The 8,045-nt window shown below is 67.6% G+C and carries 7 protein-coding genes; 6 read left to right on the top strand and 1 reads right to left on the bottom strand.

All coding sequences use genetic code 11. From position 1 onward, the window contains the following. Nucleotides 1-295: 295 nt before the first annotated feature. The gene (locus ACYQ0U_RS20470) at nt 296-1,297 is read right to left on the bottom strand and encodes a LacI family DNA-binding transcriptional regulator (RefSeq protein WP_459975732.1); all 1,002 of its coding nucleotides are present in this window, start codon (nt 1,295-1,297) and stop codon (nt 296-298) included. A gap of 519 nt (nt 1,298-1,816) precedes the next feature. Here ACYQ0U_RS20470 and ACYQ0U_RS20465 point away from each other — a divergent pair. From ACYQ0U_RS20465 to ACYQ0U_RS20440, 6 genes are all read left to right on the top strand, one after another. Further along, entirely contained in the window at nt 1,817-3,280 is a 1,464-nt protein-coding gene (locus ACYQ0U_RS20465; RefSeq protein ID WP_459975731.1) for a nicotinate phosphoribosyltransferase, read from the top strand. Between the two features lie 149 nt (nt 3,281-3,429). Continuing rightward, nucleotides 3,430-4,524 carry an LLM class flavin-dependent oxidoreductase gene (locus ACYQ0U_RS20460; RefSeq protein WP_459975730.1) on the top strand — a complete coding sequence of 365 codons (1,095 nt, stop codon included), beginning with the start codon at nt 3,430-3,432 and terminating at the stop codon, nt 4,522-4,524. Between the two features lie 31 nt (nt 4,525-4,555). Next, a complete protein-coding gene (locus tag ACYQ0U_RS20455; protein ID WP_459975729.1) occupies nt 4,556-4,897 on the top strand; it encodes an NIPSNAP family protein in 342 nt (113 codons plus the stop codon). Nucleotides 4,898-5,050: 153 nt separating this feature from the next. After that, nucleotides 5,051-6,553, top strand: a complete 1,503-nt coding sequence (locus ACYQ0U_RS20450) for an aldehyde dehydrogenase (protein ID WP_459975728.1) — start codon at nt 5,051-5,053, stop codon at nt 6,551-6,553. Further along, nucleotides 6,550-7,233, top strand: a complete 684-nt coding sequence (locus ACYQ0U_RS20445; protein WP_459975727.1) for an HAD family hydrolase — start codon at nt 6,550-6,552, stop codon at nt 7,231-7,233. The genes ACYQ0U_RS20450 and ACYQ0U_RS20445 overlap by 4 nt, the downstream gene beginning before the upstream one ends. Then, nucleotides 7,230-8,027, top strand: coding sequence for a glutamine amidotransferase (locus tag ACYQ0U_RS20440; protein WP_459975726.1), 798 nt, complete (start codon nt 7,230-7,232; stop codon nt 8,025-8,027). The genes ACYQ0U_RS20445 and ACYQ0U_RS20440 overlap by 4 nt, the downstream gene beginning before the upstream one ends. The last annotated feature ends 18 nt before the right edge of the window (nt 8,028-8,045 follow it).

Raw genomic sequence — 8,045 nt, 5'->3', positions numbered from 1 at the left:
GCCGTCGGTACGGCGGGGTCTCCGAGCGCGGTCCTTGCCGCCACCGGTACACGCGGCCTGTACCGACGTGCGGTGCGTCCACGCGAAACGTTTATGGAAATCTAGAAATTCGGCGAACCGCGTCGTTTTCTCGGGTTCGCGACTGATTCCACTTCCGCGTTCTAATACCGATTCCATTCACAGGCCCGTGTCCGGGCCAAGCACTCCGGCGAGGCCGACCATAGGCGGGCAGCCGCGGCGGCTCGCAGCTGCGCGTAGGGTGCGAGCGCGGAAGCCACGCCTCGACGCGCTCGTCTCACCCGCAGGGAGGTGGCCCGGCGGACTCGCGGATCTTCAGGGAGACCGGCGAGGGCGGCGGCGGCTCGGGCTCGGCGCCGTCGACCATGCCCAGCAGCAGCTTGGTGGCCTGCGCGCCCATGTCCCGGGCCGGCTGCCGGACGGTCGTCAGGCCCGGGGTCAGGAGCCAGGCGAAAGGCAGGTCGTCGAACCCCACCACGGACACGTCCTCGGGGACCCGCAGCCCGGCGCGCCGACAGTAGGTGAGGACGCCGATCGCCATCATGTCGTTCGCACAGATCAGCGCGGTGGGTCGGTCGGCCGCAGGCCGGTCCAGGACCTCCGCTGCCAGCCGCTCGCCCGACGACATCTGGTAGTCACCCGGCAGTACGGGAACGGTGTCGGGGTCCAGGCCGGCGGCGGCGATGGCCTCGCGGTAGCCCGAGAGGCGCTGGTCGGACGTCCACAGCTCGTCCGGTCCGCTCAGGATGGCCAGGCGCTCGTGCCCCAGGGAGGTGACGTGGGCCGCGATCTCCCTCGCACCTCGGCGGTTCTCGGAGACCACGCAGGGCAGATCGAAGCCGGGGAGCTTCTCGTCGACGAGGACGACGGGGCCAACGCGCGTCAGCTCGACGAGCGCAGCCATCCGCGTCTCCGCCCCCGAGAGGTAGATCAACCCGTCGAGCCGCTGGCTGCGCAGCAACCGGCTGTTCCAGGACTCCTTGGTGCCGGACGCCTCGGGAGTGCAGAACACCACCAGCACGTCCTTCTCGGACGCGGCCTGCTCGACCCCCTCGGCGATCATGGCGAAGTACTGGTTGACCAGGTCGGGCACCACCAGCCCGATGGTGGCCACGCTGCGCCGCTTGAGGTTGCGGGCCGACTCGTTCGGCAAGTAGCCCAGGGCACGGATGGCCTCGAGCACGCGGACGCGACGGTCGGCGGCGACGGGACCGCTGTCGTTGAGGACGTAGCTCACCGTGCTGACCGCGACTCCGGCCCGCTCCGCCACGTCCTTCATCGTGGGCCTTCGCGTCGGCATGCCTCCCGAGTCCCGCACCAGGTCACCACCCCTCCGTGTGACTTCGCCACGCTGCATACGCGGCTCGCTCTACGCGACCATACTCGATTCAAGTGGTCGACGCCCTCGGGCGCTCTGTGCCCGGACGAGCAGGAAGTCGGTCTGCGCCGAGCCGGGGGTGGGTCTGAGGGCGTCCTCGACACGCCGGTCTCGGGCGAATCTCGCCGGGTTCCAGCCCCGTTGTCCCGCCTCACCGCGCCGGTCACTCGCGCCCTGACCTGCGCAGACACGTCTCCTCCGCGCCCGCCGGATCCCGGTCGAAAGATTGCGAAACTAACCGTTTACATCCTCGTTCAACCGCTGATACAGTCCGCGACTAGAAAGGTTTCTACCGGTTCTTTCCGGACCGGAAGTGACGGAATGAGAGGCGCCCATGTGCCCGCCGCTCCGTCCGCGATAGAACCGTTAATAGCCAGCCCGCTACTTCGTGGCGATGGCGCGACAAGAAGGGGCGCTCCAATGTCCTTGGGCGAGCAGTTCGACAACCTCATCATCAACACCGACAACTACAAGCACTGCCACTACCCGCTGTACCCGCCGGGCACGGAGTACATCTCGTCGTACATCGAGTCGCGGGGAGGTCAGTTCCCCGTCACCATGTTCGTCGGCCTCCAGGCCTACCTCCGGGACTACCTGATGCGCCCGGTGACGCTGGAGGACGTCGACGCGGCGGAGTTCCTCATGCGCGAGCAGGGCATGCACTTCAACCGTGAGAACTGGATGGGCATCATCAACGACCACGACGGCTACCTGCCCGTCGAGATCGAGGCCGTGCCCGAGGGCACCGTGCTGCCCAGCAACAACGTGCTCGTCCAGCTCATCAACACCGACCCGAAGTACTACTGGGTGACCAGCTTCTTCGAGACCGCTCTGCTGAGGGCGATCTGGTACCCGACCACGATCGGCACGCTGAGCTGGCTGTGCAAGCAGGTGATCCGCACCGCCCTGGAGCGGACCTCCGACAACGAGGGGATCCTCCGGCACATGCTGCACGACTACGGCGCCCGCGGGGTCAGCTCGCAGCAGTCCGCCGCACTGGGCGGCATGGCGCACCTGGTCAACTTCAGCCAGAGCGACACCACCCCGGGCATCCTCGCCGCCAAGCGCTGGTACAACGCCGTGGCACCGTCGAACTCCGGCCCCAACTCCGAGCACGCCGGCTTCACCGCCTGGGGGCGGGACTTCGAGGTCGACGCCATCCGCAACATGCTGGAGACTTACCGGGACCACGGCTTCGCGCTCGTCCTGACCGACACCTACGACCACGAGAACTGCGTCAAGAACATCCTCGGCGGCGAGCTGAAGGAGCTGGTCCAGAACTTCCCCGGATTCGTGGGTGCGCGCCCGGACTCCGGCGACGTCGTCCAGGTCACCTCCGACACCACCGAGTGGCTCATGGACGCCTTCGGCTACGAGGTCAACAGCAAGGGCTTCAAGATCCTGCCCCCGTTCATCCGCGTGGTGCAGGGCGACGGCGTCACGGGGGAGAGCCTGCGGGACGTCTTCATCGAGATGGAGCGTCGCGGCCTGGCCGCCGACAACGCCGTCTTCGGCATGGGCGGCGGCCTCCTCCAGCACGTCAACCGCGACACGAACAACTTCGCTCAGAAGGCGAACGCCGTCTGCGTGAACGGTGAGTGGCGCGACATCTCCAAGCAGCCCACCGGCGCCAGCTTCAAGAGCTCCAAGGCCGGTCGGCTCGCCCTGATCCTGGAGAACGGTGAGTACAAGACGGTGCCGCGAGACTCCGTCAGCCCCGAGCAGAACCTGCTCCAGCCGGTCTTCCGCAACGGCAAGCTGCTCAAGAAGTGGGACTTCTCCGAGCTGATCGCCGCGAGCGAGTCACCGGTTCCGCAGGAGTGGTACGCCGACTACATCGCGCCGATGCTCGAGCCGAAGAGTGGGGACCTGGTCACCGCCTAGCACCACCGGGTGCCCGGGGCGGTCGGCGAGGGCCGTCCCGGGCACGAGGTGGTGGTGCTTGCACCGCCATCGCACGACAGACTGCCCTGCGCGTCGAAATCAGATGGGTCCGACAGGGCCGAGATCGAACACAGTTGAGGAGTTGCACCATGGGAATGAAGATCTGGGTCACGGCTCCGTTCTTCTACGCCGACATGAGCCGTTCCTGGTCCGAGACGCTGGATCAGATGCTCAGGATCGTGGACGCGGCAGAGGAGTACGGGTTCGAGGGCATCACGATCAACGAGAACCAGTTCCAGAACTACGTCTGCAACCCCTCCGCGATGATGTTCGCCGCGGTGGCGGCACAACGCACCAAGCGGCTTCGCATCGTTCCGGGCGTGGTCGTGCTGCCCGCGTACAACCCCCTCCTCGTCGCCTCCGAGATGAGCTTCCTGGACCACCTGGCGCCGGGCCGGATCGGCATCGGTGTCGCCCGTGGAGGGAGTCGACTCCAGCTCGATCGGCTCGGGGTGAAGCCCGAGAACCAGCGAGCGCAGTACGAGGAAGGCCTGGAGATCATCCGCAAGCTGTTCGCCGAGGACGACGTGTCCTACGACGGCCAGTTCTACTCCTTCCCGCCGACCACCCTGATGCCGAAGCCGGTGACCACGCCGCATCCCGACATCTGGATCGCATCGCAGAGCACGGACGGCGTCCGGAAGGTCGCCCACACGGGCCTGAACCTCATCACCGCCCCGAACTACGGCAACTTCGAGCCCTACGGCGACCTGGAGGAGCTCCTCGCCGCCTACAACGACGAGGTGGAGAAGTCCGGCAACCCTCGGGGAGAGGTCATGGTGCTCCGGCACACCTGGGTGGGTCACACCGAGGAGGAGGCGCTGGAGTACTTCGACGACGTGGTCAACGAGTACAACTACTACATGGCCCTGGTGAAGGGGCCCGGCACCGTCGACACCAAGGAAGGGCGACTCGCGACCCGCGACGTCGGCGAGAGTCGCGACTACGTGCACGGTGGACGGATGACACCGGAGAACCACACCTTCTCCAAGGACGACCTGCTGGAGAAGTACGCCGACCCGATCCTGACCACACCGGACCGGATGATCGAGCGCTTCAAGCACTACGAGAAGCTCGGCGTGGACCACCTCGCCTGCCTCATCGCGGTCGGCCAGTCGACGGAGGCCATCGTCGAGAACATGAAGATGATGGGCGAGGAAGTCCTCCCAGCCTTCGCGGACTAGTGCCGAGCGAGCGCCTAGGAAAGGTCAGCACATGATCTACGAAGTACGCGAGTACGTCCCGATGCCGGGCCGGCTCCCCGACGTCATCGACTTCTTCCGCTCGGTGGTGATCCCCCTCTTCGGCAAGCACGACATGGAGATGACGCAGGTCGGCTTCACCACGTTCGGTGACAATTCCTTCAATGAGCTCGTCTACACGATGCGGTTCTCCGACCTCGCCGAGCTGGAGGCCAAGTGGGGGGCGTTCATCGCGGATCCCGAGTTCACGACCGGACTGGGCAGCCGGGAGGAGAGCGGTCCGCTCTACCAGTCGATCCGGCGACGGGTGGTGGACGCCGCCCCGTTCGAGGGCGCACTCGACACCTCGAGGTGACCCCACGCGCGCGCAGCGACCGCCCACCCGAGGCCGGCGCCGCGCGCACGTGGGACCCCACCGCCGAACGCGTGACATCCGGGACATCCGGTCGGCACGAGATGAACACCATGAGCGCTGCCGCACTCGGGCAGTTGGAGGGACAACGTTTCAATGACAACCAAGACGACCCAGGCACCCATCGCACACGCAGGCAAGTTCTACATCGACGGCCAGTGGGTCGACCCGTCGACCAGCCGCACCATCGAGGTGGTCGACGCCGCGACGGAGGAGCTGTACTACACCGTCGCGGAAGCCGAGGCGGCTGATGTCGCGCGAGCCGTCACCGCGGCCCGCCGGGCCTTCGACGAAGGACCCTGGCCACGGATGTCGCCCAGTAAACGAGCGGAGTACCTGCGGGCCATCGCCCGGGCTCTGGCGGAGCGCTCCGGTGACCTCGTCGAGCTCTGGCCGCGCGAGACCGGCATCATCGCCCGCATTGTCCCGGCCGTTCTCGAGGAGGTCCCGGCGGCCTTCGACTACTACGCCGGCCTCGCGGACGAGTACCAGTTCGAGCGGGAGGCCCCCACGAGCTCGGGCGACGGCTTCGGCATGATCGTCGGCGAGCCGGTGGGTGTCGTGGGGGCGATCATCCCGTGGAACACGCCGATGCACCTGGCCGCCTGGAAGCTCGCCCCCGCACTCCTGGCTGGGTGCACGGTGATCGTCAAGGCCTCTCCCGAGGCACCCGGCGCGGCCTACGTGATCGCCGAGGTCGCCGAGCAGGTGGGGCTTCCCGCAGGCGTGGTGAACGTGCTCACCGCCGACCGGGAGGCCTCCGAGGCGCTGGTCACCGACGAGCGCGTCGACAAGATCACCTTCACCGGCTCCACCGCGGTCGGCAAGAGGATCGGCACGATCATGGCGGAGCGCATCGGGCGCTACACCCTCGAGCTGGGTGGCAAGTCGCCCGCCATCATCCTCGACGACATGGACGTCGCGGAGGCGGCCGACAGCCTGACCAGGGGCGCCTGCTTCGTCTCCGGGCAGATCTGCGCCTCGCTGACCAGGATCATCGTGCCTCGGCAGAGGCACGACCAGATGGTCGAGGCGCTCGCCGACGGGTTCTCCCGCGTCAAGGTGGGGAACCCGTTCGATCCCAGCGTCCAGATGGGGCCGCTCGCCTCCCGGCGTCAGCGCGAGCGGGTCGAGGGCTACATCGAGATCGGCAAGGACGAAGGCGCGACCCTGGCGTTCGGCGGGAAGCGTCCCGCGGACCTCGAGCGGGGTTGGTTCATCGAGCCGACGGTGTTCGGGAACGTCGACAACTCCTCCCGCGTCGCCCAGGAGGAGATCTTCGGTCCGGTCATCTCGGTGATCGCCGCAGCAGACGAGGACGACGCGATCCGGCTCGCCAACGACACGGTGTTCGGCCTCAACGCCGCGGTCTTCACCCACGACGCGGACCGCGCCCGCGAGGTCGCCGGCCGGCTGCGCGCGGGAACCGTCGGGCAGAACGGCAACCGGGCCGACTTCGGGATCGGCTTCGGCGGCTTCAAGCAGTCGGGCGTCGGCCGCGAGGGCGGCGTGGCCGGCCTGCTGCCGTACCTGGAGAACAAGACCGTCGTGCTCGACGAGCGGCCGCGCCGCGCGTCCGGGGAGGTGCCGCAGCAGTGAGCGCGACCGAAGCCCCCGCCTGCCTCCACGTCTTCGACATGGACGGGACGCTGCTGCGCAGCACCGCCACCATCGAGCTGGCCCGCCAGCTCGGCCAGCTCGAGGCAGGCAACCGGATCGAGACGATGTGGCTGGAAGGGAGGATCACCGACGACGACTTCTGGTTGAGTCTCCTCGACATCTGCAAGGACGCGACGGAGGCAGACCTCGAGGACGCGTTCCGGTCGTCCCCGTGGATGGACGGCGTGCCCGAGACCTTCGCCGACATCCGGTCTCGCGGTGAGCACATCATCGTGATCTCGCAGTCTCCGACCTTCTTCGTCCGGGGCCTCGAGGCCTGGGGTGCCAACGAGACCTACGGCTCGGCCGTCGCACTGGGCAGCCCGCTGGAGAACTCAGCCACGCTGATGCCGGAGATGAAAGTGGCGATCGCCAAGAAGGCGCTCGCCGACCGCAACCTGGACGAGCTCCACTGCGTCGTCTACGGGGACTCGACCAGCGACGTCGAGCTCTTCACGACGTTCCCCCACTCGGTGGCGGTGAACCCGACCGCCACCCTGGCGCCGCTGGCCGCGCAGTGCTATGTCGGCACCGACATTCGTGAGGCGTACGCGATGGGTCGCGAGCTTCTCGCCCTCTCAACCACCAAGCAAGCAGCGCAAGGGAGTACACACAAATGAGCACAGACGGATCGCCGCTCAAGGTTCTTTTCGTGGGCGAGTCGTGGATCAAGCACACGATCCACATGAAGGGGTTCGACCAGTTCCATTCGACCGAGTACGAAGAAGGCGCCGGCTACTTCCTCGGCTGCCTGGATGACGCCGGGTTCGACGTGACCTACGTCCGCGGGCACGAGATCTCGCTGCGGTTCCCCCGGTCGGCGGAGGAGCTCGATGCATTCGACGTGGTGGTCATCTCCGACATCGGGTCCAACTCCTTCCTGCTGCCCGACGAGACCTTCCTGCGCTCGGAGAAGTCCCCGAACCGGCTCGGCCTGGTGGCCGACTTCGTCCGGCGCGGGGGTGGCCTGGTGATGGTCGGGGGATACCTGTCCTTCACCGGCATCGACGGCAAGGGCCGTTTCGGGATGAGCCCGTTGGCCGACCCGCTGCCGGTGACCATGCTGCCGTACGACGACCGGGTCGAGATGTCGCAGGGCGTCGACGTGGAGGTCTGCGAGCCCGACCACCCGGCCCTCGGCGGCGCGCCGTCCACCTGGCCGCAGCTGCTCGGCTACAACAGGCTCATCGCCAAGCCGGCGGCCAGCGTCCTGGCCCGGGTGGGCGAGGACCCGATGGTGGTGGTCGGCGAGTACGGCGACGGCCGCTCCGCGGTGTTCGCCTCCGATCTGGCTCCCCACTGGGCACCTCAGGAGTTCCTGGACTGGCCGCACTACGGCGCCCTGTGGGCGGCGTTGCTCTCGTGGACCGCGCCGGCCCGCGAGTCCGGCACGCTCTCCGAAAAGGCGTCGTGAGCTCGATGACCGTGCCGA

This window comes from Nocardioides pyridinolyticus, from assembly GCF_054653575.1.
This window is presented reverse-complemented; position numbering and strand designations above follow the sequence as displayed.

What these genes read in the sequence shown, in the direction of transcription:
- ACYQ0U_RS20465 (WP_459975731.1), top strand. Translation starts at nt 1,817, where the DNA reads ATGTCCTTGGGCGAGCAGTTCGACAACCTCATCATCAACACCGACAAC.
- ACYQ0U_RS20470 (WP_459975732.1), bottom strand. Translation starts at nt 1,297, where the DNA reads ATGAAGGACGTGGCGGAGCGGGCCGGAGTCGCGGTCAGCACGGTGAGC.
- ACYQ0U_RS20440 (WP_459975726.1), top strand. Translation starts at nt 7,230, where the DNA reads ATGAGCACAGACGGATCGCCGCTCAAGGTTCTTTTCGTGGGCGAGTCG.
- ACYQ0U_RS20450 (WP_459975728.1), top strand. Translation starts at nt 5,051, where the DNA reads ATGACAACCAAGACGACCCAGGCACCCATCGCACACGCAGGCAAGTTC.
- ACYQ0U_RS20460 (WP_459975730.1), top strand. Translation starts at nt 3,430, where the DNA reads ATGGGAATGAAGATCTGGGTCACGGCTCCGTTCTTCTACGCCGACATG.
- ACYQ0U_RS20455 (WP_459975729.1), top strand. Translation starts at nt 4,556, where the DNA reads ATGATCTACGAAGTACGCGAGTACGTCCCGATGCCGGGCCGGCTCCCC.